Origin of the sequence: Mycolicibacterium arenosum, assembly GCF_024320865.1 — a bacterium.
GTDB classification, from domain to species: Bacteria; Actinomycetota; Actinomycetes; order Mycobacteriales; family Mycobacteriaceae; genus Mycobacterium; species Mycobacterium arenosum.
Genome location: NZ_JANDBD010000009.1, coordinates 40,607 through 66,617, shown reverse-complemented (window position 1 = coordinate 66,617; position 26,011 = coordinate 40,607). Strand labels below are relative to the sequence as shown.

The window sequence follows — 26,011 nt, the reverse complement described above, 5'->3', positions numbered from 1 at the left end:
AGGCTCACGGTGCAGGGGTGGCAGACGCTGGTGCTCGTCGTCATGGGCGGCGTGGTGCTGGCCGGAGCGGTCGCGGGCGCCGTGCTGGTGCAGCGCGCCGACGACGCGACGCAGGAGTGGACCGACGAGATCGGGCCCGCCCGCATCGCCTCCTACCAGCTGCAGGCGGCGTTGCGTGATCAGGAGACGGCGACCAGGGGCTATGCGATCAGTGCGGATCGGCAGTTCCTCGACCCGTACTACGACGGCCAGCGGGACGAGCGCGCTGCGGTGGACGCGATGCGGAACCTGCTCGGCGGCAGGCTCGAGCAGGTGGCGGACCTCGAGGCGATCGAGGAGGCCGTGGCCACGTGGCGCTCGGCGTACGCCGAGCCGCTCATCGCGAGCGTCACACCAGGCAATCCGAGGACCGTCGACCCCGCCCTGGTCGCCACGGGCAAGAACGAGTTCGACGAGATCCGTCGCCTTTTCACCGTCCAGACCGACAATCTGCAAACCGTCCGTGACGCCTACGCCGATCAGCTCGTCGATATGCGCAGCTGGCGGGACTGGGTGCTGATCGTCATGATCGTCGCGTTCTTCGTGACGGCGATCCTGCTGGCGATCGTCTCGCACCGCGCCATCAACCGGCCGCTGGCCATGCTGGCCGAGCAGTGCAGGCGGATCACCGAGGGCGATTTCAGCGAGAAGATCGTGCCGCGCGGCCCGAAGGACATCCGGGCCATGGCGGCCGACGTCGAGAACATGCGGCAGCGCGTCGTCGCGGAACTCGAGACCTCGAGAGCGGCTTCGGCTCTGCTGGACGAGCAGACCATCGAGCTGCGACGTTCCAACGCCGAGCTCGAGCAGTTCGCCTACGTGGCGTCGCACGATCTGCAGGAGCCGCTGCGCAAGGTCGCGTCGTTCTGCCAGCTGTTGGAGAAGCGCTACGGCGACCAACTCGACGGCCGCGGCACCGAGTACATCGGCTACGCCGTCGACGGCGCCAAGCGGATGCAGGTCCTGATCAACGACCTGCTGACGTTCTCGCGCGTCGGCAGGCTGAACGCCGCGTCCGCCGACGTCCCGCTGGACGACGAGCTGGACGACGCGCTGGGCAACCTGTCGGCCGCGATCGAGGAGTCGGGCGCCGAGATCGTCCGCACCGGACCACTGCCGACGGTCGAGGGTGACCCGACGCTGCTCACGATGCTGTGGCAGAACCTGGTGGGCAACGCGATCAAGTTCCGCAAGCCCGAGGTGGCACCGCGGGTCGTCATCGACTGCGCGGCGGGCACCGAGGAGCGCGAGGGGCTGTGGGTGTTCACGGTCTCGGATAACGGCATCGGCATCAGCGAGGAGTTCTCCGACAAGGTCTTCGTCATCTTCCAACGGCTGCACGCCAGGGAGGTGTACAGCGGGACTGGCATCGGACTGGCACTCTGTAAGAAGATCGTTGAGCACCACGGTGGAAGCATCTGGATCGACAACGACTACACCGCCGGTACTCAGTTCACGTTCACCCTGCCCGTCAAGCCTCTGGCGACCGCAGACGACCGCGCCGAGGCGGATGACGCCCCGGCGGCAGCTCTGGAAGGACCGCCTGCATGACCTCTGACGCCCGAGTGATCGACATCCTGTTGGTCGAAGACGATCCCGGTGACGAACTGATCACCCGTGAGGCCTTCGAACACAACAAGATCAAGAACACGCTGCACGTGGCGCGCGACGGCGAGGAGGGCCTCGACTTCCTCTACCAGCGCGGCGCGTACGAGAACGCGCCCCGCCCGGAGCTGATTCTGCTCGACCTCAACCTGCCGAAGTACGACGGCCGCCAGTTGCTCGAGCAGATCAAGTCCGACGCCGACCTCTGCCACATCCCGGTCGTCGTGCTCACGACGTCGTCGGCCGAGGAGGACATCCTCAAGAGCTACAAGCTGCACGCCAACGCCTACGTGACCAAGCCCGTCGACGTGGATCAGTTCATGAGCGCGGTCCGCCAGATCGACGAGTTCTTCGTCCAGGTGGTCCGGCTGCCGCAGTTCTGAACGACCGACCTACAGCGGGATGAACCGCTCGCTGTTCAACTCGCGCCACCATCGGCGGCAGGCGGCCTTGAGTCCGCGCAGCAGCGGGGCCTCGGCCAGGTGGTCGATCAGCTGGTCGTCGCTGATGACGTAGCCGCCGTAGCCGCTCCCGGCACGGTGCCACACACCGGCGAGACACAGTTCCGCCGCGGCGAGCGTGGTGACCGGGCCGGGCGCGATGGCGTCGAGGCCGGTGTCGGCGATGAACGCGGGGTTCGCGCCGCGCACGCACCGCGCCACGGCGCGGACGTGGATCTCGAGCGCCAGCGGTGACACGTAACGGAACTCGTCGCGGCACAGCAGTGCTTCGACCTCGGTGAACACCGTCTTCGTGCGCATGGCGCCAGCATACGTGTAACACGGCCGTAACACGGAATCATTTTCCCGTAACAAGCAACCGAAGCCCGGCCATCTACCCTCGGTCGCGTGACCTCAGCATGGACGCCGGCTCGCCTCGGCGACTTGACCGGCAAGCACATCGTCGTGACGGGTGCGACCAACGGCGTCGGCCTCGGAACCGCGCAGGCCCTCGCTCGCGCCGGCGCCCACGTGATCATGGCCGTCCGCAACACCGAGCTCGGCGCGCAACGAGCGCGGGAGATCGGCGGCACCACCTCGGTGCTCAGGCTCGATCTCGCCGACCAGGCGTCGGTGCGGGCGTTCCCGGCCCTGCTGGACGAGGTGTGCTCGGGCATCGACATCCTCGTCAACAACGCGGGCGCGCTGTCGCAGCACCGGGCCGACACCGTCGACGGGTTCGAGATGACGATCGGGACCAACTTCCTGGGCCCGTTCGCGCTGACGAACCTGATCTTCGACCGAATCCGGACGCAGATCGTCAACGTCGGATCGGACGCGCACAAGTCGGCCCGACTGCGCCTCGACGACCTGCACCTGCGCAGCACCAAGTACAACGTCATGGGCGCCTACGCGCGGTCGAAGCTCGCGGTGATGCTGTGGGGCCTGGAGCTCGACCGTCGGCTGCGGGAGGCGAAATCGCCTGTGGTGAGCCAACTCACGCATCCCGGCTGGGTGGCGTCGAACCTCTCCCACGTCTCGGATAAGCCGCTGATGTCGGTCCTGCACCGCGGCGTGCAGGCAGTCGGCGGACTACTCGCCAACGACATCAGCGAGGGCGCCGGACCGACGCTGTACTGCATCAGCGAACCGATCCCGCCGGGAAGCTACGTCGGCGTCGACGGAGTGCGGGGCCTGCGCGGCTCCCCGGTGCTGATCGGCCGTTCCACCCTGGCCTGCGACTACGACGTCGCGGGTCGCCTCTGGGAGTTCGCCGAGCGCGAGACGGGAACCACCCTTCCCACGCTCGGGTAGGGTCCGTCGAGAATTCGGGGAACCACCGACTCCTGGAGGCGTAATGACGGGCCGGACCTTCTCGTTTCAGCTCAGACGCACCAGCACCGCACCGCCCGCCACGCTGTTCCGGATGGAGACCGACGGACCGAGTTGGGCGAAGTGGGGCAAGCCGCTCATCCTGCAGGCCAGCTGGGACCGGGAGGGCGTCCCGGCACCCGCAGGAGTCGGCGCCATCCGCAAGGTGGGGATGTGGCCGGTTCTGATGCGTGAGGAGACCCTCGTGTACGAGCCGGACCGCAAGCACGTGTACACCTTCGCCGGCTCGGGCCCCGCGAAGGACTACCGCGCCGAGGTCCTGTTCACCCCCAACGCCTCCGGCGGCACCGAGTTGATCTGGTCGGGGTCGTTCACCGAGGGTCTGCGTGGCACGGGGCCAGCCGTTCGGGCCGCCCTCCGCGGCGCGCTGGTCCTGCTCTCCCGGCAGCTCGTCGCAGCGGCGGAACGCGAAACCTCTTCGGGCGCAACGGCTTGATCCGACGGATCGCGCTGGGCGCGCTGACGGCGATACTCGCTGCGCTCGGCGTCGGCGTCCTCGGCACGTTTCTCTCGGGCGTGCCGGTGCTGGGCCTCGCCACCGGTTTCGTGCCGCCCGTGATAACCTGGGTGGTGTTGGTGGCGGTGGCCTGCGGGCTGGCCGCCTTCGCGATCCGGTGGCGCCACCGCGGGCGGTACGCGAGTGTCCTCGTCGCCGTGGCGCTCGCGATCGCGGTGGGCGGGACCGCCGTCACGGCCCGGATGGTGTCGGCGGTGGAGAACGCGGGTGCGGACATCGACATCGCCGAGACGCTGCGGGTGTTCACCGACGCCGGCTCGGTACCCGATGCGCAGCTGGCCTACTCGACGTTCGACGGCGAACCGCTGAACGTCAGCGTGTACCGGCCCCCCGCAGGGGGCGGTCGGGCACCCGTCCTCGTCTACATACACGGCGGTGGGTGGGTCGCCGGGGCCCGCGACGCGAAGAGCGCCGACATGAGGTGGTTCGCGGATCGCGGATGGCTCACCATCACCGTCGACTACTCGCTGTCGTCGGCCGACCGGCACCTGTGGAACGTCGTGCAGAGCCAGCTCGGCTGCGCGCTGGTCTGGGTCGCGAACAACGCCGCGGCCTACGGCGGGGACCCGACTCGGCTGTCGCTGTCCGGCGACTCGGCCGGAGGCAACCTGGCCATCAACACGGCGTATCTCAGGGCCCGCGACGAGCTCCAATCCTCCTGTGGTGGAGACATTCCCGCCGTGTCAGCCGTCACCGCCCTGTACCCGGCCGTCGACCCGGCCGACTTCTACGTCAACTCGGACGCGATCCTCGGCGACACCTCACGTGGCATGGCGGGCGCCTACACCGGTGGCACCCCCGCCGAGCACCCGGACCGCTACGCGGCGATCGCGTCGGCGACGCATCTGGGCCCCACGGCGCCGCCGACGTTGATCCTCGTCGGCGCGGCCGACCACCTGGTGCCCGTCGGCGCGACCCATCGGTTCGTCGATGCGGCGCGACGCGCGGGGGTCGACGCGCAACTCGTCTCGGTGCCCTACGCCGACCACGTATTCGATGCCAGGACCGGCAGCATCGGCCAGCAGGCGTACCGCCAGCTCACCGCCACGTGGTTGCGTGACCACGGCCAGGGGCCGCTCTAGTATCGAGGAGTCAGCACGGAGGTCGCCGATGACCGACAGGTCCGCCCGATCGATGCTGGCGCTCGCGGCGCTGACGATCATCGCGGCGGTGGCGTTGCGCGGCACCGTGCCGGGCGCTGAGCGGAAGCCGCGCGAGCCGGTGCCCGACAACCCCGCGTCCCTCGTCGTGGTCCTCGTCATGCTGTTCGCCGCCGTTGCCGTGGTGATGCTCGCCGTCATCGTGCGGTCGCGGCAGCGCACGGCGGCCCGCGCCGAGGAGAGCAGTACCCCGACGTGGCTGCGTGGCGACGCCGGACGGCTGACGTGGCGGTCCGCGCTCGTCGCGTTCCTCGTCGTGCTGGTGTGGCTGACGCTATCCGTCGTGCTGAGCAGGCTCGGCGGTGGTGACGCGCTGGACCCGCCGGGTTCCGCACCGGGCACCGCGCGCGACGTCGCTCCGGGCGCGCCCACGGCGCCGCAGGCTCCGGAGCCACCGGAGCCGGCACCGAACGGGCCGAACCCACTGGGCTACTTCTACGCCGCCACCGTGGTGTTCCTGCTCGTGCTCGCGGTGGGCACCGTCGTCGCCGCGCGCCGCTCGCCGCGGAGTGCGGTCACCGCCGCGCCCGAAGCGCCGAGTGCGCACACCGACGGAGCGGGTGACTCCGAAAGCCTAGCTCGCGCAGCCGAAGTCGGGCTTGCCGAGGTGGGGGACCTGAACCGGGAGCCGCGGATGGCGATCATCGCGTGCTACGTCGCCATGGAACGCGAACTCGCTCGTGTTCCCGGCGCCGCGCCGCAGGACTTCGACACCGCGTCGGAGGTGCTGGCCCGCGCCGTCGAACAGCACGCGCTCCGACCCGGCGCCGCAACCCGACTCGTGCACCTGTTCGAGGAGGCCCGGTTCAGCCCGCACGTGATGAACGAGAGCCACCGGGCGACGGCCGTCGACGTACTCAACCAGGTGCTCGCCGAGATGCGGAGCCCCGCGTGAAGCTCTACGTCGTCCTGGCCGTCGCACTCATCGCGCTGACCGAGCTGACGATGCTGCTGACTCCGGAACGCGAGGCCGTGCTGATCGCCGCCGGGGTGATGGCGGCGACCGGGGTGCTCGGCGTTCGCTGGGCCATGACGCGGAGACAGGACGGCTACGACGATTCGCACGCCCGTGACCCGGCGGAGTCGCTGCGCCGCTGGCTGGTGCGCACCGAGACGCTGATCGCGCGGGCGGAGACGACGCGCACCGACTGGGACAAGCATCTGCGACCGATGCTGGCCCGTCAGTTCGAGCTCGCCACCGGGCAGCGTAAGAGCAAGGACGCCAACGCTTTCGAGGCCACCGCCGAGATGGTCTTCGGGACCGAACTGTGGCAGTGGGTCGATCCCGACAACGTATCCCGCACCGGAAATCACGAGCCGGGACCCGGCCGAGAGGTGCTCGATGAACTGCTGCAACGGTTGGAGCGAATATGACGGCACCGACGACCGCCGCGCGCTGTGACGCCGTGCTCGACGAGATTCAGCGGGTGGTCGTCGGCAGACGCGCCGCCCTCACGCTGATCCTCACCGCGGTGCTCGCGCGTGGGCACGTCCTCATCGAGGATCTGCCCGGCCTGGGGAAGACCCTCATCGCCCGTTCGTTCGCCAGCGCTCTGGGGCTGAACTTCACGCGTGTGCAGTTCACCCCCGACCTGTTGCCCGCCGACCTCCTCGGCTCGACCATCTACGACATGCAGTCCGGGCGCTTCGAGTTCCGGCGCGGCCCGGTGTTCGGCAACCTGCTGCTGGCCGACGAGGTGAACCGCACGCCGCCCAAGACACAGGCCGCGCTGCTGGAGGCGATGGCGGAGCGGCAGGTCAGCATCGACGGCACGACGCATCCGCTGCCGGACCCGTTCATCGTGTTGGCGACCGACAACCCAATCGAGTACGAGGGCACCTACCCGCTACCGGAGGCGCAACTCGACCGCTTCACGGTGCGGCTGGAACTCCGGTATCTGTCTGAGGCGGAGGAGGTTTCGATGCTGCAGCGCCGTCTCGAACGGGGCGTCCCGGAGCAGGCCGTCGACCAGGTCGTCGACGCGCGCGACGTGATCGCCATGCGTCAGGCCGTGGAGGACGTCACGGTGCACGACGACATCCTGCAGTACGTGGTGTCGCTGGCCGTCGCGAGCAGACAGCACCCGCAGGTGGCGGTCGGAGCGAGTCCGCGCGCTGAGCTCGACCTGGTTCAGCTGGCCCGCGCCCGTGCGCTGCTCCTGGGTCGCGACTACGTCATCCCCGAGGACGTCAAGGCGTTGGCCGGACCCGCGATGGCGCACCGCATCAGCCTGCGCCCGGAGATGTGGGTGCGTCAGGTGCGCAGCCGCGACGTGATCGACGAGCTGCTGCGCCGGGTTCCGGTACCGCGCACCCGCGGAGCGACGTGATCGACGAGCGGTCGGTGGATGTCGAGATCACCTGGCGCACATCGTCGCTCACCCGTGCGCTCGCGACGTGCGCCGGTATCGCACTCGCGGTCGCGGTGGTCACCTCGCAGTGGCAGTTGATCGCCTTCGCCGCACCGATGCTCGGACTGCTCGCATCGATCCGCTGGCAGCCGCCACCGCGGGCGGTCTTGGTGCACGCCACGCCGGGTGTGCTCCGCTGCTTCGAGACCGAACGGGTGACGCTCACGGTGCGGGCCGAGAACGCGGACCTGACGATCGAGCCCTGCGCCGGGATGGACATCGAGAGTGACACGCGGACAACCGAACTCACGGTATCGGCGCAGCGGTGGGGACGCTATCCCGTGCGGGCGCGGTGCAGGGTCTCCGCCCGCGGCGGGCTGCTCACCGGAACCGGCACCGTCGACGCCGCCGAGTTGTTCGTGTTCCCGGTCGCTCCGCCACAGGTGACCCCGCTGCCGCGCACCGAGTTGCTCGACCGGCTGGGCACGCACCTCACGGCCTACGTCGGCAGGGGCGTCGAGTACGGCAACATCAGAGCCTACGTGCCCGGCGATCAACTGCGCAGCGTGAACTGGCCGGTGAGCGCGCGGCGGGGCAGCCTGCACGTCACCGAGCGGTTGAGTGAGCGCGCCGCCGACGTCGTCGTACTCGTCGACACCTACGACCAGCCCGCCGGCCCCGCCACTGCGGCGACCGAACGTACGGTGCGGGGAGCCGTGCAGGTGGTGCAGACGGCGCTGCGCAACGGTGACCGCGCGGGCGTCGTCGCCCTCGGCGCCCAACCGCGTTGGCTGGGAGCCGATATCGGCAGGCGCCAGTTCTACCGGGTGCTCGACGCCGTGCTCGCGGCCGGTGCGGACTACGAGGTGACGTCCGGCACGCTGGCCCCGCGTGCGGCTCTGCCCGCCGGTGCCATCGTCATCGCGTTCTCCACGCTGCTGGACACCGACTTCGCGCTCGCCCTGATCGAACTGTGCAGGCGCGGGCACGTCGTGGTCGCGGTCGACGTGCTGTCGCGCGCGCCGTTCGCCGACGATCAGGACCCGCTGATCCACCGGATGTGGGCGATGCAGCGCTCGTTCATGTACCGCGATATGCGCACGATCGGCGTCGACGTGGTGCCGTGGCCCGACGACCAGCCTCTCGACCAGGTCATGCAGTTGGTGCCCGACCATCGCAGAGTCGGAAGGCCCTGAGGTGCTGCTGATTCCGATGCGGGTGCTGGCCACGGCCTTCGGGTTGATGATGGTGGCGGCGGTGGCCCTGCAGGCCGACGCACCGGGACTCGGCTGTGCCGTCGTCGCGGCGGTTGCCGTCGTCGGGTCGGTGTGGTTCGCACCCCTGGCGGGAGCGGCGGTGGTGCTGGCGATAGCGGCGCTCGCCCTGTCCGACGCCGCGCCGCTGCTCGCGGCGCTCGCCGGCTTGAGTGCCACCTGCTACCTGGCCGTCCGCCACGCCGACCGGGGGGAGGCCGTCACCCTGCCGACGCTGGTCGCGGTCTTCGGGGCGTCGGCGCTCGGCGTGCTCGCGACGGCCGTGCCGATCGAACTGCCGTGGGCGCCGCTCGTCGCGCCCTTCGCCGTGCTCGGTGCGTTCGCCATCGCGGTGCGCGGGCTGTCGGACGTCGCCTGACCCGTGCGGTTAGGGTTACCCGCGACATGACGGGTAGTTGGATCGCGCGGTTGCTGGACTTCGAACGCCGGGGTGACCTGTTCATCGCGCACAACGTCCGTCGCGGCTCGGGCGACAGGCTGTTCGGCGGATTGATCGGTGCGCAGGCACTGGCCGCGGCGGGTGCGACCGTCGATCCGGAGAAGCTGCCGCAGTCACTGCACCTCTACTTCGTCCGCGGCGGTGAGTACAACGTCGACGTCGAACTCGAGGTCGAGCGCACGCGCGACGGCCGCTCCTTCGACACTCGGCGCGTCACCGCGGTTCAGCACGGCAAGACGATCCTCGAGATGATCGCCTCGTTCCACCGTCCCGAGCCCGCCGCCGACTGGCAGGCGCCGCGAGCCACCGTGTTGGACTTCGACACCGCCGTGCCCAAGGACGTGGATCTCGGTTTCGCGGGCCGCTTCGACATCAGGGTCACTCCCGGCGACGATTCGATGTTCGCGGTGCCGCCGTTCTGGATCAGGACCCGCGACGCCGTCGAAGACGACGCGTTGACGCGCGCCTGCATGCTGACCTTCATGTCGGACTTCGGGCCGGTGCCGGTGGCGAGGCCGCCCGGCGCTTCGCCGGACGAGGAGTCCGGCTTCGCCGCGAGCCTCGACCACGCAGTGTGGTTTCACCGCCCGTTCACCCCGGATGCGTGGCATCTGTACGACGTGCGTCCGCTGAACACCGCCGATTCGCGCGGACTCGTCGTCGGATCGCTGTACGACAGGTCCGGCGCGTTGGTGGCGAGCACCACCCAGGAGGCGCTTTGGCGCCTTTAGCTGGAAGAGTGGACGTGTGAGTTTCCCGAACCCGCCGGCGTCGCCACCGGAAGCGCCGAGCTGCTACCGCCATCCAGGGCGCGCCACCTACGTGCAGTGCACGCGGTGCCGGCGGTACATCTGCGGCGACTGCATGCGGTCGGCGGCCGTCGGGCACCAGTGCGTGGACTGCGTCAACGAGGGTGCCAAGTCGGTACGGCAGGCGACGACGACGTTCGGCGGTAGGCCGACCGGCAAGCCCTGGGTCACTTACGCGCTCATCGCGATCAGCGTGGTGATGTTCGTCGTGCAGAAGGCGGTACCCGGCGTCTACGAGGAACTCGTTCTGTGGCCCAGGGGTATCGCGCTGTACGACGAGCAGTATCGGCTCGTGTCGTCCGCGTTCCTGCACGTCGACCTGATGCACATCGTCTTCAACATGTGGGCTCTCTACGTGACGGGCCCGGCCCTCGAGCACTGGCTCGGCCGCAGCCGGTTTCTGGGCCTCTACCTGGTGAGCGCGCTCGGCGGCTCGGTCCTCGTCTACCAGCTCACCCCGGTCGACACCGGGACACTCGGGGCGTCGGGCGCGATCTTCGGGCTCTTCGGCGCGACCCTGGTGCTGGCTCGCAAGCTGAACTTCGACGTCAAGTGGATCATCGGGCTCATCGCGATCAACCTGGTGATCACCTTCGTGGTGCCGTCGATCAGCTGGCAGGGCCACGTCGGTGGGCTGCTGACCGGTGTCGCCGTGGGCTTCGCCTACGGCTACGCACCGCGCGCGCACCGCACCCTGATCCACGTGGCGGTCATCGTCGGACTGCTCGTCGTGTTCGCCGCAGCGGTGTGGCTGCGGACTGCGAGCCTGATGACCGGAGCGGTGTACGCCTAGGGGCTGGGCGGTGCGGCGCAGCGTTCCTTGAGGTCCACCAGCGGCTGGCGGATACCGGTCATCTCGGCCTGCTCCTGCGGGTGCTGCGCCAGCCAGGCCTTCGTCTTCGCGGCGGTCTCGTCGCGCGACAGCCCCTGCAGGCTGCTCATGTAGGCGTTGAGGTCGGGGTGGCTGAACAGGTACGCGGAGGTGGAGGCGTCGACACCGGCGCGCACCCCTTCGAGGTCGGCGGCGCTGCAGTTGGGCGGGTTGGCGGCCGGGTCCTCGTTGGCGAATGCGGACGGGACGCCCCCGAAAAGCGCTGTGGCGCCAAGGGCACCTGCGACGAGGCCGCCGCCTGCGATGAGCCGGACTGCCCGGGTGTGAAAGGTCATGGTGTTGCTCCTCACTGTGTTGGGCCTGAGTCTGCCGTGTGGACACCCGCAGAAGCTTGTCGTACAAGCCGATTCACAGGTGCTTCACGAACCGCTCCCGGGTGGGTGGCGACGGCCCGGGCGCCTCCGATCGCATAAGGATCGCGAAACGCCCTGATAACGAGGCGATTACGGCCCGCATGGGCTACCGGGTGTCGGGCACCCCGCTGTTAGCTTCCGAACAACACACGCGCGAGCAGATGGAGTCACACCAGTGCTGGGGACCTACGTACGCAGGCTGACCACGGTGGCCGCCGCCGTCGCGCTGACGATCGGCCTGGTGGGTACGCCGACCGCCGGGGCCTACTCTCGCGAGGGTCTGCCCATCGAACTGCTGAACGTGCCGTCACCGGCGATGGGACGCGACATCAAGGTGCAGTTCGAGGGCGGGGGCCCGCACGCGGTCTACCTGCTCGACGGACTGCGCGCCCAGGAGGACGCCAACGGCTGGGACATCAACACCGCCGCGTTCGAGTGGTTCAACAACTCCGGGGTGTCGGTGGTGATGCCCGTCGGCGGTCAGTCGAGCTTCTACACCGACTGGTACCGGCCGGCCAAGGGCAGCGCGGGCACCACGACCTATAAGTGGGAGACCTTCCTCACCAGGGAGTTGCCCGCGTACCTCGCCGCGAACAAGGGCGTCGCGCCGACCGGCAACGCAGTCGTCGGACTGTCGATGTCCGGTGGCACCGCCTTGAACCTGGCAGCCTACTACCCCACGCAGTTCATCTTCGCGGCGTCGCTCTCCGGCTTCCTGAACCCGTCACAGGGCTTGTGGCCCACCATGATCGGGTTCGCCATGAAGGACGCGGGCGGCTTCAACTCGACCGACATGTGGGGCGTCGCGAGCGATCCGGCGTGGCGGCGCAACGATCCGATGGTCAACATCCCCACCCTGGTGGCGAACAACACCGCGATCTGGGTGTACTGCGGCAACGGCAGGGCGTCCGACCTCGACGCCCCCGGCGACTTCGGTGTGCAGTACAGCGCGCAGTTCCTGGAGAACGTCACCGTGAACACCAACAAGGAGTTCCAGCAGAAGTACGTCGCGGCGGGCGGGCGCAATGCGGTGTTCCAGTTCCCGGCCAACGGGACGCACAGCTGGGGGTACTGGGGCTCGCAACTGCAGGCGATGAAGCCCGACCTGCTCCGGGTGCTCGGGGTCGGCGTACCCGCGCCGGCACCTGCGCCAGCTCCCGCACCCGCACCGGCTGCGCCGGGGCTTCCCGCCGCAGCCCTGATCGTCCCCGGCGTCACACTCCCTGCTTAACCGCCCGAAGTTGGGTACTAAGAGACCCATGGCGAACGTCGACGTGTCGGTTTCCTCGAAGCTGTCCCCCGAACAGGCCTGGAAGCTGGCATCGGACCTGCATCGATTCGATGAGTGGCTGACGATCTTCGGCGGGTGGCGCAGTCCGGTGCCCGACACCGTCGAGCTGGGCACCAGGGTGTCGGCGTTGATCAAGGTCAAGGGCTTCCGCAACACCATCCACTGGGAGGTCACCGAGTACGACGCGCCGCGCCGCATCCAGCTCCGTGGCCAGGGTTTCGGCGGGGTGCGGATCACCCTGACGATGTCGGTCGAGGAGTCCGACCCCGGTACCCGCTTCGGGGTGCTCGCCGAGTTGGGCGGCGGACTGCTCAGCGGACCGGTCGGCGGACTCGTCGCACGGGTGATCCGCTCGGACGTCGAGAAGTCGGTCAACAACCTGGCGTCGCTGGGCCGCTAGACGCGGCAGCTGAGCTCCATGCTGTCGCTGTCGCGGGCGAGGAAGTTCACGCTGACGTAGCCGTTGGCCGGATCGCGGACGTAATCGAGGTACGGCTGGGTGTCGGGCATGTTCGTGTTGTCGGCGACGACGATCGCACCGGCGGACAGTCGCGGCTCCAGCAGGTGGAGCACCGGCAGGTAGAACTCCTTCCAGCCGTCGAGCAGGACGAAACCGACCGGACCCTCCAGCGCGGCAAGGGTTTGCAGCGCGTCACCCTCGAGGACGTCGACGACGTCGGCCAGGCCGGCGTCGGTGAAGTTCCGCTTGGCGGTGGCGATCTTCGCGGCGCTCATCTCGGTGGTGACGACGCGGCCGGTGCCGTTGTCGCGCACGGCAGCGGCTAGATGCAGTCCGGACAACCCGAGCGACATGCCGAACTCGACCACGGTGGCGGGTCGGCTGGCACGCACCAGCGAGTAGAGCAGTCGACCGGCCTCCGGCGTGACCGGCATGTAGATGTCGCTCAGCGCGTCGGCGCGCTCCTGGGCACTGGCGCCCTCGAGCTTCTGCCAGCGCGCAGGGTCGTGAAGCGCCTCGCGCTGCGCCTTCGACTCGGCGTACATGCGGTCAAGGGCGGAAGCGACTTTCGTGTCGGTGAGCGTGCTCATAGGGCCGACGGTACGCTCGCGAGCCGCTAAGCGGAACGCTCAATCACGTTCTGCGCCAGACGGAAACACGTCTGACTATCGTGTGGCGGCATGCCAGCCGAATCCACCGCCGTCCGCAGGGCCGTCACCGGGGCGTCCATCGGCAACGCCGTGGAGTGGTTCGACTTCGCGATCTACGGCTTCCTCGCGACGATCATCGCCACCAACTTCTTCCCCAGGGGTGAAGAGACCGCGGCGCTGCTGAGCGTGTTCGCGATCTTCGCGGCGGCGTTCTTCGTCCGACCGCTCGGGGGGCTGGTGTTCGGACCGCTCGGCGATCGCATCGGCAGGCAGAAGGTACTGGCCGTCGTCATCCTGCTGATGTCGGGCGCCACGCTGGTGATCGGGCTGCTGCCGACCTACGAGTCGATCGGCATCGCTGCGCCGATCCTGCTGCTGGTTTGCCGTTGCCTGCAAGGGTTTTCGGCCGGTGGTGAATACGGCGGCGGCGCCGTCTACCTCGCCGAGTTCGCGCCCGACCGGCGGCGCGGCGTCATCGTCACGTTCATGGTGTGGTCGGGCCTGCTCGGCTTCCTGCTGGGGTCGGTCACCGTGACGCTGCTGCAGGCACTGCTGCCCGCCGACGCGATGGAGAGCTACGGCTGGCGGATCCCGTTCCTGCTCGCGGCGCCGCTCGGACTCATCGGCCTCTACATCCGGCTGCGTCTCGACGACACCCCCGAATTCACCGAACTGCGCAGGGAGGACAACGTCGCGCGACGGCCGCTGCGCGACGCGATCACCACGTCGTGGCCGTCGATCCTGCAGGTGTTCGGGTTGTTCCTCATCTTCAACGTCGGCTACTACGTGGTGTTCACGTTCGTTCCGAACTACCTCATCAAGCCGCTGGGCTTCGGTCGTACCGAGTCGTTCACGTCGATCACCCTCGCGAGCCTGACGGCGCTGATCCTGACGCTGCCGTTCGCCGCGCTGTCCGACCGGGTGGGTCGGCGCCCGATGCTGATCGCGGGCACCGCGCTGTTCGTCGTGTTCGCCTATCCGCTGTTCCTGATGATCACGTCGGGCTCGCTGCCGGCGGTGTTGACGGCGCACTGTCTGCTGGCCGCGATCGAGGCGGTGTACATCTCCGCCGCGGTGACCGCGGGCGTCGAACTGTTCGCGACCAGGGTGCGCTACAGCGGGTTCTCGATCGGCTACAACATCGCGGTGGCCGGCTTCGGCGGTACCACCCCGTACGTCCTGACCTGGCTCACGGCGCGGACCGGCAACGTCATGGTGCCCGCGTTCTATCTGATGGCGGCCGCCGCGGTGTCGCTGGCGGCGGTGCTGGTGATGAAGGAGACCGCGGGCCGCTCGCTTTCTGCTGTGACGGCGGACGTGCCACGATGATGCCGTGGCAACCAGAGGTGCGGCGCGGCCGACCAAGGCCGACGTGGCCCGCCTCGCCAACGTCTCGACCGCGACCGTCAGTTACGTGCTCAACAACGTGTCCGGGCAGACGATCTCGGCGCAGACGCGGGCCACCGTCCACGCTGCTGCCGAAAAGCTGGGCTACCGGCCGAATCTCGCCGCCCGAAACCTCGCGAGCGGGGGCAGCGGCGTCGTCCTGTACGTCGTGCCGCGCACCGATATGGGTGAGTTGCCGCTCGCGGTCGGCAGCCACATGACGACGGCTCTCGCCAGGCACGGCATCGTGCTGTCACTTCAACTCGAGACCGACGACGGGCAGAACATCGTCGACGCCGTCGCCGACCTCAACCCGATGGCCGTCACCGGAGTGTTCCCGCTGACCGGCGCCGCCGCCGCTGCCGTCGAGAAGGCGGGCATCCCGCAGATCTACCTCGGCAGCGAGAAGTTGCAGGCGCTCGGCTCACTGCACGTGACGGTCGGCGAGATGCGAATCGACCATCTCGTCTCCCGCGGGCACTCGCGGCTGGCGTTCGCCTACAACGGCGCCGAGGTGCTGCGCCCGCTCGGCGACTACTGGCTGGCGGGCCTGCGCGAGGTCGCGCAGCGTCGCGGTCTGCCCGAGATCACGGCCGGCACGGTCGCGCCGGACGGGTCGGACGCCGCCGATGCGGTGCGCGCCTGGGTGGCCGACGATCGCACCGCGGTGTGCGCCCAGAGCGACGAGACGGCGTTCGTCGTCCTGCACGGCATCCGCTCGGCGGGTCTGCGGTGTCCCGACGATCTGGCGGTGATGGGCGTCGACGCCATCCCGCTCGGAGCCGTAAGCGGACCGCCGCTGACCTCGGTGGGCTTCGACGCCAAGACCATCGTCGACACCGCCGTGCCCGCCATGATGGCCGAACTCGGCTATCCCACCGACGCGGACCTGAGCCGCACCGACGCCGCGACGCTGATCGTCCGCGCCTCCACCTGAGCCGCCCGCGGCCTTGTCGGGCGGTTGCTCAGCCGTGTAACTTACGCGGGTAAGCAGTTGTCGCAGCCCCGAGAACTGCAGAGAGGCGGACCCGTGACCGACACGCTCGACACCACGAAGGACGGCGTCTACTTCGACCCGTACAGCGTGGAGATCAACGCCGACCCGTACCCGGTGTTCAAGCGACTCCGTGAGGAGGCGCCGCTGTACTACAACTCCCAGCACGACTTCTACGCCGTGAGCCGCTACGAGGACGTCAACAGGGGCATCGTCGACCACGGCACGTATAGCTCGGCCAAGGGCGCCATCCTGGAACTCATCAGAGCCGACTTCCCGATCCCCTCCGGTGTGCTCATCTTCGAGGATCCGCCGGTGCACGACATCCACCGCAAGCTGCTGGCGCGCATGTTCACCCCGCGCAAGATCGCGCTGCTGGAGGAGAAGATCCGAAACTACTGCGTCGAGGCGCTCGACCCTCTCATCGGCACCGGCAGGTTCGACTTCGTCACCGACCTCGGTGCGGTCATGCCGATGAAGACGATCAGCGCGCTCATCGGGATCCCCGAGGGGGACCAGGAGAAGATCCGCGATCACGTCACCAGTCAGATGAAAACCGAGGCGGGAAAGCCGATGAAGGCCGCCGAGGAGGGTCTGGTGAGCGGCGACATCTTCGCCGACTACATCGACTGGCGCGTCGACAACCCGTCCGACGACATCATGACCGAACTGCTCAACGTCGAGTTCGTGGACGAGTTCGGCGTGACCCGCAAGCTCACCCGCGACGAGCTGCTCATCTACATCAACGTGGTGGCGGGCGCGGGTAACGACACCACGACACGGCTGATCGGTTGGGCCGGAAAGGTTCTCGCAGAGCATCCGGATCAGCGCCGCCAGCTGGTCGAGGACCCGACGCTGATTCCGAAGGCCGTCGAGGAACTCGTCCGCTTCGAGCCGCCCGCCCCGCACGTGGCGCGCTACGTCACGCGCGACACGACGCTCTACGGGCAGACGGTGCCGCAGGGGGCGGTGATGATGATGCTCATCGGCGCCGCCAACCGCGACCACCGGCAGTTCCCGCCCGACGGCGACGCGTTCGACATCAACCGCGAGGTCCACGCGCACCTCGGGTTCAGCGTCGGCGCGCACTACTGCCTGGGGTCGTCGTTGGCGCGCCTCGAGGGTCGGATCGCGCTGGAGGAGATCCTCAAGCGCTTCCCGGAGTGGGACGTCGACCTCGACAACGCGGTGTTCTCGACGACGTCGACCATCCGCGGCTGGGACTCGATGCCGGCATCCGTCTGATGACGCTCACCGTCCCGAAGGACTGGGCCGAGCTCACTCCGGAGTGGATGACGACGGCGTTGGACCTGGCCGGCGTCGTCGTCGATTCGGTGACCGTCGAGATGCGCGACGACGGCACCAACCGTCGCGCGCGGCTGTCGCTGGGCTACTCGTCCGGGGACGGCCCGGACACCGTGTTCGTCAAGGCCGTCGACCCGGACCACAAGTTCCTGATCAAGCTCACCAGCGGTCTGCTGCACGAGCCACGGCTGTTCACTTCGAAAGTGCCTCTGCCGCTGGAGCATCCGCTGGTGTACGCGGCGGTGATCGACGAAACCGACGAGGACTTCCTGCTCGTCATGGAGGACCTCACCGCACGCGGTGCCGACCCGCGGGACGCCGTCCGGCCGCTGTCGGTCGACCAGGCCGCCAACGGTCTGCGTGGCCTGGCCCGCATGCACGGCCGGTACTGGGGCCACCGCGTCGAACGCCCCGAACTGACCTGGCTCGAGCCGTTCGTCCCCTGGGAGGGCATGGGTGCGGCGCCACTGCAGGCCGCGCTGGACCGGCTCGGTGACGACGCGCCGGCGTCCGTGCACGCGCTGTCCATCGAGCAGCTCATCGAGAACGTCTGGAAGCCCTACATCCGCACGCTGACCGTCGGCCCGCCCACGCTGCTGCACGGGGACGCGCACGTCGGGAACACCTACGTGCTGCCGGACGGCGAACTGGGTTTCCTCGACTGGCAGGTCGCCAGGCGCGGCAACTTCTCTCTGGACCTCGGTTACTTCCTGCAGGGCGCCGTCACCACCGAGGACCGCCGCCAACACGAGCGCGAGCTGCTGGCGGTCTACCGCGGCGGGCTGGGCCTGCCGGCCGACGAGCTGCCGACAGCCGACGAGATCTGGCTGCGCTACCGGGCATCGGTGGCCCACGGTCTGACGCTGTGGCTGTGCACCGCCAGTGCCGGGGAGCTGTGGCAGCGCCCGGATATCGCACTGGCGCTGGCCCAGCGGTACTCGGCGGCGTACGAGGATCTTCAGACCGCGCAGGCTCTGGCCGATCTGACTGCCGCGGCGCGCTGAACTACTCTGGCGGCATGCGGCTCAAGGTACTGCCCTACGTCACCGTTGAGGTCGACGATCACGTGCGGCTGCGACTGCGTTCGGTCGCGGAGCGGCTCCGGCTGAGCGTGCGAGCGCACCTGCTCAGTGCCGCCGACGACGTCGACACGGCGGGGGAGCGGGTGCGCGATCGGTTCGGCGCTGCGGTCGAGCGCGTCGACGATGCGGTCGGTCGGGTGGCCGACAGGCTGGGGCCCGACACGCGTGCCGATAAGGCCGACGCGGGTGACCGCGTCGAAGCCGGCTGACCGTTGCTCGGACACGGCCTCACCATTGTTCTGGCGCTCTGCGCCGCGATCTTCATGGCCATCGGCATCGTCGTGCGGCAGCGCGCGACGATGGACGTCCCCAGCGAAGACGGCGTCAGCACCAGGATGCTCGCCACGCTGCTGCGCAGGCCGCTCTGGTGGGCGGGCACCGGTGCCGCGGTCCTCGGGTTCGTGTTCCAGGCGCTGGCGCTCATCAAGGGCTCGCTGATCGTCGTCCAGCCCATCCTGGTGTCGGCGCTGCTGTTCACCCTGCCGTTGAGCGCGCGCCTGTCGGGCAGGCGGGTGACCCGCACCGAGTGGCTGTGGGCAGGCCTTCTCACGGTGGGTCTGGCGGTGTTCGTCCTGCTCGCCAAACCGGGACCGCAGGAGACGCCGTCGTCGATGACGCTGGCCGTGATCGTCTCGGTGGCGTGCGTCGTACTGGTGCTGGCTTGTGTGGTCGTCGCCGTGCGGTTCCCCGCGGGGTGGCAGCGCGCCGTGCTACTGGCGGTGGCGGTCGGTTTCCTGTTCGGCATGGTCGCGATGGTCACCAAGATCGTCATGCACATGGGTGCCGACCGCGGACTGCTCGGCGTGCTGGCCACCCCGGCGCCGTACGCCCTCGTCGCGCTCGGTGTCTTCGCAACGCTGTTGCAGCAGTCGGCCTTTCACGCGGGTGCACTGCAGACGTCGGTGCCGACGATGCTCGTGCTGGAACCCGTCGTCGCGATCCTGCTCGGCGCCGTCGTGCTCGGCGAGGAACTCGACGCGGGTGGCGCCGCAGCCATCGCCCTGACGATCGCGCTCGCGGCGATGACGGTGGCCACGGTCGCACTCGCCAGGGAAGAGGGCGCCTACGAGGCCGAACTCGAACTCAAGGCCGCGCGCGACCCCGCGTAGCTCAGCGCCGGTGCGACGTCGTGTACTGCACGTCGGCCATCGAGGCCGCCCCATCCACCTGAGGCATTGCGGGATAGCCCTTTTCGGTCAGTAGGGCACTCATCGAGATCGCGTCGGTCCGCCATCCGCGGGCGTCGAGGTACTCGGCGACGTCGTGCCGCTCGCCCTCGAACGTCAGTTCCGCGAAGTCGAGATCGAAGCCGAAATCGCGCCATTTCTCGGTGGCCTCCCGCATCTTCTCGCGGGCCTCGGCGTAGTCGGCGTCCGGATTGTGCGGTACCGCTTCGACGCCGATCATGCTTCCGGGTGCGCTGAGTTCGGTGACGGCGTCGAGCAGCTTGTCCTGCGCCTCGGGCGGCAGGTAGCCGAAGAGTCCCTCGGCGATCCAGGCCGACGGCTGGTTCGGATCGAAGCCGGCGTCGGTGAGTGCGGACACCCAGTCGTCGCGCAGATCGACGGCCAGCGACTTGAGGTCGGTGGTGGGGAAGGCGCCGAACCGGCTGAGCGTGGTCCGCTTGAACGCGATCACCTGGGGCTGGTCGATCTCGTAGACCGTGGTGCCCGCCGGCCACTCGAGCCGGTACGCGCGGGAGTCCAGTCCCGAGGCGAGGATCACGGCCTGGCGGATGCCCCGTTCGGCGGCGTCGGCGAAGAACGCGTCGAAGAACTGGGTGCGCGCGGCCATCGCGTACGGCATGTAGCGCAGCCCCCAGCCGGCGGCGTCGTCTTCGAACTGGTCGGGATCCATCTCGCCGCTGGCCCACTTGGTCAGGAAGTCGACGCCGACGGCGCGTACCAGCGGTTCGGCGAACTGGTCGTTGATCAGGGGCTCGTCGGCGTTGGTGGCAATCGCGCGGGCCGCGGCCACCATCGTCGCGGTGGCGCCGACGCTGGTCGCCAGATCCCAGGTGTCGTTGTCGGTTCTCGTCATGGCCGTCTCCTTCGAATGTCCGCCTCCAATACTTAGCCGCATTAACCAACGGCGCCACGTGATGGTCCTCACACAGGAAACTGGCAGGTCAGGAACGCGGGAACAACCTTTAGTTTTGCTAACGTTGTTTCGGTTGGACGCGAAGATGCGCCGCGATAACAGCGTTAGTACTAAGGACTCCGATGACCACCGATACCCACGATGAACGGCTGCAACGCCGCATCCAGAACCTCTACGACACCGATGAGCAGTTCGCGGCAGCAAAGCCCGACCAGACGGTGAGCGAGGCCGCCGACCAGCCCGGTCTACGGCTGCCCGGCGTCGTCGCCGCCGTGTTGGACGGCTACGCCGACCGGCCCGCTCTCGGCTACCGCGCCGTCGAACTCGTCACCGACGCCGGCGGCCGCACCACGACCAAGCTGCTACCGCGGTTCGACACGATCCGCTACGGCGACCTGGGCGACCGGGTGCGCGCCACTGCCGCCGCGCTGCACGGAACCCCGGTCGACGCAGGCGATCGGATCGCCATCCTCGGCTTCACCAGCCCCGACTACGTCGTCGTGGACACCGCGGCAGCACTGCTCGGAGCGGTGTCCGTCCCGCTGCAGACCAGCGCCCCGCACGCGGCGCTGCAGCCGATCATCGCCGAGACCGAGCCGAGCCTGATCGCGTCGAGTATCGACTACGTGGCCGACGCCGTGTCCCTCATCGCCGCCGGTCCCGCGCCGCAGCGCCTGGTCGTGTTCGACTACCGGCCCGAGGTCGACGCCCAGCGCGCGGCCTACGAGGAGACGGTGGCCTCGCTCGCCGGAACCGGTGTCGTGGTCGAGACGCTCGCGGACGTGATCGCCCGCGGCGCCGACCTGCCCGTCGTGTCCGCGGTGGCGGATGGCGACGATCCGATCGCGCTGCTGATCTACACCTCCGGCAGCACCGGTGCCCCGAAGGGCGCGATCTACCCGGAGAGCAAGGTCGCCTCGCTGTGGCGGTCCGACGCCAACCGGCACTGGGACGAGCAGCAGGGTCTGGTGCCCGCGATCACGCTGAACTTCATGCCGATGAGCCACGTGATGGGACGCGGTGGGCTGTACGGCACGCTCGCCGCAGGCGGCACCGCGTACTTCTCGGCCCGCAGCGATCTGTCGACGTTCCTCGAGGACCTCGCGCTGGTGCGACCCACGCAGATGAACTTCGTGCCACGCGTCTGGGACATGCTGCACCAGGACTACGAGAGCCGAATCGCGCGCGGTGAAGAGCCGGAGCGAATCAGGACCGACATGCTCGGCGACCGCTACGTGTCGGTGCTGACCGGCTCCGCGCCCATCTCGGCCGAGCTCAAGGCGTGGGTCGAGGACTTCCTCGGCGTTCACCTCACCGAGGGGTACGGCTCGACGGAGGCCGGCGCGGTGTTCGTCGACGGCGTGATCCGTCGGCCCCCGGTCCTCGACTACAAGCTCGTCGACGTCCCCGAACTGGGGTACTTCGGCAGCGACGTTCCGCACCCGCGCGGCGAGCTGCTGGTGAAGTCGGACCAACTGTTCCCCGGCTACTACAAGCGGCCCGAGGTCACGGCCGAGGTGTTCGACGCCGACGGCTACTACCGAACCGGTGACATCGTCGCCGAGCTCGGCCCCGATCAGGTGCGCTACGTCGACCGCCGCAACAACGTGCTGAAGCTGTCGCAGGGCGAGTTCGTCACGGTGTCCAAACTCGAGGCGGCCTTCGGCAACAGCCCTCTGGTGCAACAGATCTTCGTCTACGGCAACAGCGCCCGGCCCTACCTGTTGGCCGTGGTGGTGCCCAGCGACGATACCGTCGACAAGGCCGCAATCGCCGCGTCGCTCAAGGACGTGGCACACGCCGCGAATCTCCAGTCTTTCGAAGTTCCTCGCGACTTTCTGATCGAAACCACACCTTTCACGTTGGAGAACGGTCTGCTGACCGGCATTCGCAAGCTGGCGTGGCCGCGCTTGAAGGCGACCTACGGCCCGCAGCTCGAGCAGCTCTACGCCGAACTGGCCGACGGCCAGGAAGGCGAGCTGCGAGACCTGCGCCGCACGGGCGCCGACCGGCCCACCCTCGAAACGGTGCGGCGGGCCGCCGGCGCACTGCTGGGCGCTGCGTCCGCCGATGTGACCGGAGATGCGCAGTTCACCGATCTCGGCGGCGATTCGCTATCGGCGCTGACGTTCTCGAACCTGCTGCAGGACATCTTCGGTATCGAGGTTCCGGTCGGCGTCATCGTCAGCCCCGCAAGCGATCTCGCGTCGATCGCCGATTACGTGGACGCCGAGCGCAGCTCCGGCGCGAAGCGGCCGACGTTCGCCTCTGTACACGGGCGTGACGCCGTCGAAGTGCGTGCCGCCGACCTCACCCTGGAGAAGTTCTTCGACGAGGCCACGCTGGCCGCCGCCGGCGAGCTGCCGGGGCCGGCCGCCGAGGTGCGGACGGTTCTGTTGACCGGCGCAACCGGATTCCTGGGCCGCTACCTGGCGCTGGAGTGGCTGGAGCGGATGGACCTCGTCGGCGGCAAGGTGATCGCCCTGGTCCGGGCCAAGGACGACGCAGCGGCTCGCGCGCGGCTGGACGCCACGTTCGATTCGGGCGATCCGAAGCTGTTGGCGCACTACCGCGAACTGGCCGCCGACCATCTCGAGGTGTTCGCCGGTGACAAGGGCGAGGCGAACCTCGGGCTGGACGACGCGACGTGGCTGCGACTGGCCGACACCGTCGACCTGATCGTCGACCCGGCCGCGCTGGTGAACCACGTGCTGCCGTACAGCCAGCTGTTCGGACCGAACGTGGTCGGCACCGCCGAGTTGCTCCGCATCGCGCTCACCACGCGGATCAAGCCGTTCGTCTACGTGTCGACCATGGCGGTGGGCGCGGGGATAGCTGACAGCCGCGACTTCGAAGAGGACGCCGACGTGCGGGTGGTCAGTGCGACCCGGCGCATCGACGACAGCTACGCCAACGGCTACGGCAACAGCAAGTGGGCGGGCGAAGTGCTGCTGCGCGAGGCGCACGACCGGTTCGGGCTGCCCGCGTCGGTGTTCCGCTGCGACATGATCCTCGCCGACACCACGTACGCCGGACAGCTCAACCTGCCCGACATGTTCACCCGCATGATGCTGTCGCTCGTCACCACGGGTGTGGCCCCGAAGTCGTTCTACGAGTTGGACTCCGAGGGCGAGCCGCAGCGCGCCCACTACGACGGGCTACCCGTCGAGTTCATCGCGGAGGCGATCTCCACGCTGGGCGTCGCTGTCGCCGACGGGTTCGAGACCTACCACGTGATGAACCCGCACGACGACGGCGTCGACATGGACACCTTCGTCGGCTGGTTGATCGACGCGGGCTACCCGATCCAGCGCGTCGACGAGTACAGCGCCTGGCTCGAGCGGTTCGAAACGACGTTGCGGGCACTGCCGGAGCGGCAGCGCAACGCGTCGCTGCTCCCGCTGCTGCACAACTACCAGAAGCCGGAGCATCCGGTGAACGGTGCGGTGGCGTCGACCGAGCGGTTCCGCTCGGCGGTGCAGGACGCGAAAATCGGCCCGGAGAAGGACATCCCGCACGTGACCGCGCCGGTGATCGTCAAGTACATCACCGACCTGAAACTGCTGGGTCTCCTGTGATTTGTGCACCCGGAGGAGCGCTCACCGCTCCTCCGGGTGCACGAATCACTAAAGGTCTCTGGCGTCGTTCTCGTCGATGACCTCTTCGACCACGCCGAGCGCGGGCTTCGGCGTCCAGTCCTCGCGGTAGAGGCCGAAGGAGTTCTCCAGATCGGTGTATCCCACGCCGTCCCTGGTGGTGTACAGGTAGGCGGGCCCGGCGTAGGGGATCTCGCGCCACGTGCGCAGGAAGTCGGCGAGGAACTCGGCCTGCCGAGCCTCGCCGCCGATCAACGTGGGCTGCCCGTATTCCGTTGCCCAGATCACCTTCTCGCCGTCGCCGTTGGCGACCATCAGCTGATGGATCTGCTCCAGCTGCGCCCGCGGGTAGATCTGCTCGGGATCCTCGACCGACAACGGTGACCAGTAGTGGTACGGGTGGAACGCGAGGGCGTCGAAACTTCCTGCGGCGCCGTTCTCGTACATCTCCCTGACGAAGCGGACGGCGTCGATGGTCTCGCCGGGGTTGTCCTCGATGAAGCCCACGGAACCCGCCACGACCGTGGCGTTGGGATCTGCTGCCTTGATCGCCGCGTAAGCCACCTTCAGGAGCGCGGTGTACTGCGCGGGGCTCGGCTCAGGGCCCCAGAAGATCTTCGCGTTCGGCTCATTCCAGACCTCGTAGGCGGAGACGCGGCCCGCGTACCTCGCCGCGACGACACCCGCGAAGTCGGCGTACGTCTGCGGGTCCGCGGGCGCCCCGCTCAGCGGCGGCTGGCCGGGCGTGACGGCCCACTCCGGCGTGTGGTTCAGGGTGGCGACCACCGTGATGTTCCTGGCGCGCGCCGAGTCGACCATCCGATCGACCCGCGACCAGTCGTAGACGTCGTCTTCGACTTCGACGCCGGCCCATGGCACGTGAATGCGCACGGTGTCGACGCCGGCGGCCTGCAGCCGGTCGAGGATCTCGTCGGTTTCCTCCTGCGAGGCGTAGTAAAGATAGGGATCCGTGATGCCGACGGACGTCGGCCGCTGGTCGATGGCGTGTGCGTCGTACCCCGCGATCGGCACGGCGCTCACCGTCGTCGAGACGGAGGCGCCGTATGCGTCGGACACCGTGACGGTGAACGAGTCGACGACCTGTCCCGGCGGTCGCACGGTGGCGTCGTATCGCGCCCTGGTGGTGGGCGTGTAGGTGAACGCACCGGTGCCGGTGTCGATGCTCACGCTGCCCTTCGTCGGGCCGGAGGTCACCCGGTAGGTCAGCGCGTCGCCCTCCGGATCGATCGCCGTGACCGTGCCCTGGACGGCGCCGATCGCGGAATTCGGTTGGCCCACAGAGCTGCTCACCTGGGTGAGCGGACTGTTGGCGCCGTACGGGGTGACCGCGACGGTGAGCACCGTCTGGGCGGATCCGCCGTGACCGTCGGCCAGGGTGATGGTGAACGTGTCCAGCTTGGCCGCCGGCGTCGCATTGGCAGCGGACGCGGCCTGCCGGGCGGCGGCTGTGGGGGTGTAGGTGAATGCGCCGCTGGTACCGATGGACAACGCCCCCTTGGTCGAGGTGGTCGACTTGTAGGTGAAGCCGTCGCCGTCGGCGTCCGACGCGGTGATCGCTCCCGTGACCACGCCGGTGCGCAGATGCGTATTCGACACGATTGCAACGGCATTGGTCGGTGCGGTGTTCTTGGGGATGATGGTGAGGGTGACGGGGATGTTGGTGGTGCCGCCGTAGCCGTCGCTGACGGTGAGGGTGATGGTGTCCTGTTTGGCTGAGGCGGGCGCGCCGATCGCGGCGGCGGCGTGTCGGGCGGCGGTGGTGGGGGTGTAGGTCCAGGCGCCGGTGGTGGTGACGGTGACGGTGCCCTTGGTGGTGTTGGCGGCGCTGTAGCGCAGGGCGTCGTAGTCGGCGTCG

General features: G+C 68.8%; 26 protein-coding genes. 21 read left to right on the top strand and 5 right to left on the bottom strand.

Features of this window, described 5'->3' with window-relative positions; all coding sequences use genetic code 11:
* The first annotated feature begins 42 nt into the window (after positions 1-42).
* Entirely contained in the window at positions 43-1,590 is a 1,548-nt protein-coding gene (locus tag NM203_RS21230) for a sensor histidine kinase (RefSeq protein ID WP_255062686.1), read from the top strand.
* The gene (locus NM203_RS21225) at positions 1,587-2,027 is read left to right on the top strand and encodes a response regulator (RefSeq protein WP_255062387.1); all 441 of its coding nucleotides are present in this window, start codon (positions 1,587-1,589) and stop codon (positions 2,025-2,027) included. The genes NM203_RS21230 and NM203_RS21225 overlap by 4 nt, the downstream gene beginning before the upstream one ends.
* 9 nt (positions 2,028-2,036) lie before the next feature.
* Here the strand turns inward: NM203_RS21225 and NM203_RS21220 are convergent, their stop codons facing one another.
* Positions 2,037-2,405, bottom strand: a complete 369-nt coding sequence (locus NM203_RS21220) for a hypothetical protein (RefSeq protein ID WP_255062386.1) — start codon at positions 2,403-2,405, stop codon at positions 2,037-2,039.
* A gap of 87 nt (positions 2,406-2,492) precedes the next feature.
* Between NM203_RS21220 and NM203_RS21215 the strand changes: the two genes are divergently transcribed.
* The 10 genes from NM203_RS21215 to NM203_RS21170 are packed head-to-tail and all read left to right on the top strand — an operon-like array spanning position 2,493 to position 10,819.
* On the top strand, positions 2,493-3,398 hold the full coding sequence (locus NM203_RS21215) for an SDR family NAD(P)-dependent oxidoreductase (RefSeq protein WP_255062385.1): 906 nt from the start codon (positions 2,493-2,495) through the stop codon (positions 3,396-3,398).
* A gap of 43 nt (positions 3,399-3,441) precedes the next feature.
* Complete coding sequence (locus NM203_RS21210) at positions 3,442-3,912, top strand: SRPBCC family protein (RefSeq protein WP_255062384.1); 471 nt, start codon at positions 3,442-3,444, stop codon at positions 3,910-3,912.
* Positions 3,909-5,075 (top strand): alpha/beta hydrolase, encoded by a 1,167-nt coding sequence (locus tag NM203_RS21205; protein WP_255062383.1) that lies wholly within the window; start codon positions 3,909-3,911, stop codon positions 5,073-5,075. Before NM203_RS21210 ends, NM203_RS21205 begins: the two co-directional genes overlap by 4 nt.
* A gap of 28 nt (positions 5,076-5,103) precedes the next feature.
* On the top strand, positions 5,104-6,048 hold the full coding sequence (locus tag NM203_RS21200; protein ID WP_255062382.1) for a DUF4129 domain-containing protein: 945 nt from the start codon (positions 5,104-5,106) through the stop codon (positions 6,046-6,048).
* Positions 6,045-6,527: a hypothetical protein gene (locus NM203_RS21195; protein ID WP_255062380.1), complete on the top strand. Its 483-nt coding sequence runs from the start codon at positions 6,045-6,047 to the stop codon at positions 6,525-6,527. The genes NM203_RS21200 and NM203_RS21195 overlap by 4 nt, the downstream gene beginning before the upstream one ends.
* Positions 6,524-7,483 (top strand): AAA family ATPase, encoded by a 960-nt coding sequence (locus NM203_RS21190; protein ID WP_255062379.1) that lies wholly within the window; start codon positions 6,524-6,526, stop codon positions 7,481-7,483. Before NM203_RS21195 ends, NM203_RS21190 begins: the two co-directional genes overlap by 4 nt.
* Positions 7,480-8,700 (top strand): DUF58 domain-containing protein, encoded by a 1,221-nt coding sequence (locus NM203_RS21185; RefSeq protein ID WP_255062377.1) that lies wholly within the window; start codon positions 7,480-7,482, stop codon positions 8,698-8,700. The genes NM203_RS21190 and NM203_RS21185 overlap by 4 nt, the downstream gene beginning before the upstream one ends.
* Before the next feature lies 1 nt (position 8,701).
* A complete protein-coding gene (locus tag NM203_RS21180; protein WP_255062376.1) occupies positions 8,702-9,136 on the top strand; it encodes a hypothetical protein in 435 nt (144 codons plus the stop codon).
* 26 nt (positions 9,137-9,162) lie between these two features.
* Positions 9,163-9,948, top strand: a complete 786-nt coding sequence (locus NM203_RS21175) for an acyl-CoA thioesterase (protein WP_255062375.1) — start codon at positions 9,163-9,165, stop codon at positions 9,946-9,948.
* A 16-nt stretch (positions 9,949-9,964) separates the two neighbouring features.
* Positions 9,965-10,819, top strand: a complete 855-nt coding sequence (locus tag NM203_RS21170) for a rhomboid family intramembrane serine protease (RefSeq protein ID WP_255062373.1) — start codon at positions 9,965-9,967, stop codon at positions 10,817-10,819.
* Here NM203_RS21170 and NM203_RS21165 read toward each other — a convergent pair.
* Positions 10,816-11,193 carry a heme-binding protein gene (locus tag NM203_RS21165; RefSeq protein ID WP_255062372.1) on the bottom strand — a complete coding sequence of 126 codons (378 nt, stop codon included), beginning with the start codon at positions 11,191-11,193 and terminating at the stop codon, positions 10,816-10,818. The two genes, NM203_RS21170 and NM203_RS21165, sit on opposite strands and share 4 nt — an antisense overlap.
* Positions 11,194-11,446: 253 nt before the next feature.
* Between NM203_RS21165 and NM203_RS21160 the strand changes: the two genes are divergently transcribed.
* Together NM203_RS21160 and NM203_RS21155 are read left to right on the top strand one after the other, a co-directional pair.
* Complete coding sequence (locus NM203_RS21160) at positions 11,447-12,502, top strand: esterase family protein (RefSeq protein ID WP_408633388.1); 1,056 nt, start codon at positions 11,447-11,449, stop codon at positions 12,500-12,502.
* A gap of 28 nt (positions 12,503-12,530) precedes the next feature.
* Positions 12,531-12,962 carry a type II toxin-antitoxin system Rv0910 family toxin gene (locus NM203_RS21155; RefSeq protein WP_255062371.1) on the top strand — a complete coding sequence of 144 codons (432 nt, stop codon included), beginning with the start codon at positions 12,531-12,533 and terminating at the stop codon, positions 12,960-12,962.
* Here the strand turns inward: NM203_RS21155 and NM203_RS21150 are convergent.
* A complete protein-coding gene (locus NM203_RS21150) occupies positions 12,959-13,612 on the bottom strand; it encodes an O-methyltransferase (RefSeq protein ID WP_255062370.1) in 654 nt (217 codons plus the stop codon). The two genes, NM203_RS21155 and NM203_RS21150, sit on opposite strands and share 4 nt — an antisense overlap.
* A 90-nt stretch (positions 13,613-13,702) precedes the next feature.
* Between NM203_RS21150 and NM203_RS21145 the strand changes: the two genes are divergently transcribed.
* The 6 genes from NM203_RS21145 to NM203_RS21120 all read left to right on the top strand — a co-directional run bounded on the left by NM203_RS21145 (position 13,703) and on the right by NM203_RS21120 (position 19,548).
* Complete coding sequence (locus NM203_RS21145; RefSeq protein ID WP_255062369.1) at positions 13,703-15,001, top strand: MFS transporter; 1,299 nt, start codon at positions 13,703-13,705, stop codon at positions 14,999-15,001.
* A gap of 4 nt (positions 15,002-15,005) precedes the next feature.
* Positions 15,006-15,995 carry a LacI family DNA-binding transcriptional regulator gene (locus NM203_RS21140; protein WP_255062368.1) on the top strand — a complete coding sequence of 330 codons (990 nt, stop codon included), beginning with the start codon at positions 15,006-15,008 and terminating at the stop codon, positions 15,993-15,995.
* Positions 15,996-16,088: 93 nt separating this feature from the next.
* A complete protein-coding gene (locus NM203_RS21135; protein ID WP_255062366.1) occupies positions 16,089-17,297 on the top strand; it encodes a cytochrome P450 in 1,209 nt (402 codons plus the stop codon).
* Positions 17,288-18,361: a phosphotransferase gene (locus NM203_RS21130; RefSeq protein WP_408633391.1), complete on the top strand. Its 1,074-nt coding sequence runs from the start codon at positions 17,288-17,290 to the stop codon at positions 18,359-18,361. The genes NM203_RS21135 and NM203_RS21130 overlap by 10 nt, the downstream gene beginning before the upstream one ends.
* A gap of 14 nt (positions 18,362-18,375) precedes the next feature.
* Complete coding sequence (locus NM203_RS21125) at positions 18,376-18,648, top strand: hypothetical protein (RefSeq protein WP_255062364.1); 273 nt, start codon at positions 18,376-18,378, stop codon at positions 18,646-18,648.
* 3 nt (positions 18,649-18,651) lie between these two features.
* On the top strand, positions 18,652-19,548 hold the full coding sequence (locus NM203_RS21120; protein ID WP_255062363.1) for a DMT family transporter: 897 nt from the start codon (positions 18,652-18,654) through the stop codon (positions 19,546-19,548).
* A gap of 1 nt (position 19,549) precedes the next feature.
* On the opposite strand, the gene NM203_RS21115 is transcribed toward NM203_RS21120, so the two are convergent.
* Positions 19,550-20,479: an SAM-dependent methyltransferase gene (locus NM203_RS21115; RefSeq protein WP_255062362.1), complete on the bottom strand. Its 930-nt coding sequence runs from the start codon at positions 20,477-20,479 to the stop codon at positions 19,550-19,552.
* Between the two features lie 182 nt (positions 20,480-20,661).
* On the opposite strand from NM203_RS21115, the gene car reads away from it, so the two are divergent.
* Complete coding sequence (gene car, locus NM203_RS21110; protein WP_255062361.1) at positions 20,662-24,117, top strand: carboxylic acid reductase; 3,456 nt, start codon at positions 20,662-20,664, stop codon at positions 24,115-24,117.
* A 48-nt stretch (positions 24,118-24,165) separates the two neighbouring features.
* On the opposite strand, the gene NM203_RS21105 is transcribed toward car, so the two are convergent.
* Positions 24,166-26,011: endo-1,4-beta-xylanase (locus tag NM203_RS21105; protein WP_255062360.1), on the bottom strand; the 1,846-nt coding region annotated here is incomplete at its 5' end.

What these genes read in the sequence shown, in the direction of transcription:
- NM203_RS21210 (WP_255062384.1), top strand. Translation starts at nt 3,442, where the DNA reads ATGACGGGCCGGACCTTCTCGTTTCAGCTCAGACGCACCAGCACCGCA.
- NM203_RS21200 (WP_255062382.1), top strand. Translation starts at nt 5,104, where the DNA reads ATGACCGACAGGTCCGCCCGATCGATGCTGGCGCTCGCGGCGCTGACG.
- NM203_RS21230 (WP_255062686.1), top strand. Translation starts at nt 43, where the DNA reads ATGGGCGGCGTGGTGCTGGCCGGAGCGGTCGCGGGCGCCGTGCTGGTG.
- NM203_RS21190 (WP_255062379.1), top strand. Translation starts at nt 6,524, where the DNA reads ATGACGGCACCGACGACCGCCGCGCGCTGTGACGCCGTGCTCGACGAG.
- NM203_RS21145 (WP_255062369.1), top strand. Translation starts at nt 13,703, where the DNA reads ATGCCAGCCGAATCCACCGCCGTCCGCAGGGCCGTCACCGGGGCGTCC.
- NM203_RS21220 (WP_255062386.1), bottom strand. Translation starts at nt 2,405, where the DNA reads ATGCGCACGAAGACGGTGTTCACCGAGGTCGAAGCACTGCTGTGCCGC.
- car (WP_255062361.1), top strand. Translation starts at nt 20,662, where the DNA reads ATGACCACCGATACCCACGATGAACGGCTGCAACGCCGCATCCAGAAC.
- NM203_RS21115 (WP_255062362.1), bottom strand. Translation starts at nt 20,479, where the DNA reads ATGACGAGAACCGACAACGACACCTGGGATCTGGCGACCAGCGTCGGC.
- NM203_RS21150 (WP_255062370.1), bottom strand. Translation starts at nt 13,612, where the DNA reads ATGAGCACGCTCACCGACACGAAAGTCGCTTCCGCCCTTGACCGCATG.
- NM203_RS21165 (WP_255062372.1), bottom strand. Translation starts at nt 11,193, where the DNA reads ATGACCTTTCACACCCGGGCAGTCCGGCTCATCGCAGGCGGCGGCCTC.
- NM203_RS21225 (WP_255062387.1), top strand. Translation starts at nt 1,587, where the DNA reads ATGACCTCTGACGCCCGAGTGATCGACATCCTGTTGGTCGAAGACGAT.
- NM203_RS21155 (WP_255062371.1), top strand. Translation starts at nt 12,531, where the DNA reads ATGGCGAACGTCGACGTGTCGGTTTCCTCGAAGCTGTCCCCCGAACAG.
- NM203_RS21125 (WP_255062364.1), top strand. Translation starts at nt 18,376, where the DNA reads ATGCGGCTCAAGGTACTGCCCTACGTCACCGTTGAGGTCGACGATCAC.
- NM203_RS21175 (WP_255062375.1), top strand. Translation starts at nt 9,163, where the DNA reads ATGACGGGTAGTTGGATCGCGCGGTTGCTGGACTTCGAACGCCGGGGT.